The 1,119-nt window shown below is 61.1% G+C and carries 1 protein-coding gene; it reads left to right on the top strand.

Going from position 1 to position 1,119, the window contains the following annotated elements:
- Positions 1–46: 46 nt before the first annotated feature.
- On the top strand, positions 47–1,119 hold a 1,073-nt coding region (locus AWC24_RS14235), incomplete at its 3' end, for an IS630 family transposase (RefSeq protein ID WP_085085970.1).

Here is a 1,119-nt window from a genome sequence, read left to right as displayed (position 1 = left end):
CTAGTGTCCTGAGTCATTAATTCATACGCTCTTGTTAGCATGGGTGATGCCATCGCCGCATGCCGCCAAGATCGTCCTGACCGATGACGAACGTGCCGAGTTGGAGAGCTGGACTCGTCGGCGCAACAGCGCCGCGAGCTTGGCTCTGCGGGCCCGAATAGTTCTGGCGTGCGCCGACGGCGGCAGCAATGTCCAGATTGCCGACCGGCTGGAGCTCGATCGCAGCACGATCCGTAAGTGGCGCAACAGATTCGTCGAGTTGCGGTGCGACGGACTGCTCGATGAGCCGCGGCCCGGCCGGCCCAGGGTGATCGGTGATGACCAGATTGAAGCGTTGATCACTGCGACGCTGGAATCCACCCCGCCGAATGCCACGCACTGGTCGACTCGGTCAATGGCCGATCACCTGGGTTTGAGCCAGTCGATGGTCTCGCGGGTATGGCGGGCGTTCGGATTAGCTCCGCACAAGCAGGATTCATGGAAACTATCCAAGGACCCGTTGTTCGTCGAGAAGGTCCGCGACGTCGTCGGCCTGTATCTCAATCCACCGGAGCGGGCGGTGGTGCTCTGCGTCGACGAAAAGACCCAGATCCAGGCCCTTAACCGCACCCAACCGGTGTTCCCGATGCTGCCGGGAACCCCGGCGCGAGCCAGCCATGACTACGTCCGCCACGGCACCTCAAGCCTGTATGCCGCACTTGATCTGGCCACCGGCAAAGTCATCGGCTCGCTGCATTCCCGGCACCGCAGCCAGGAGTTCCTCGCGTTCTTGAAGAAGATCGACGCCGAAGTCCCCGCCGACATGGACTGCCACGTCGTTCTCGACAACGCCTCCACACACAAGACCCCCGCGGTAAAGCGTTGGCTGACAAACCATCCCCGCTTGGTGCTGCATTTCACCCCGACCAGCTCAAGCTGGCTCAACCTCGTCGAACGCTGGTTCGCCGAACTGACCACCAAGAAACTACGACGCGGCACCCACACCTCAGTGCGACAACTCAACGCCGATATCCGTGCCTGGATCCAGACCTGGAACGACAACCCACGGCCCTACGTCTGGACCAAAACCGCCGACCAAATCCTGGAATCCATCGCCAACTACTGCCGACGAATTAATGA

Source organism: Mycolicibacter senuensis, assembly GCF_002101885.1.
GTDB classification, from domain to species: domain Bacteria; phylum Actinomycetota; class Actinomycetes; order Mycobacteriales; family Mycobacteriaceae; genus Mycobacterium; species Mycobacterium senuense.
Note: the sequence above shows the minus strand (reverse complement) of the source record. Positions and strands in the feature narration are given on the sequence as shown.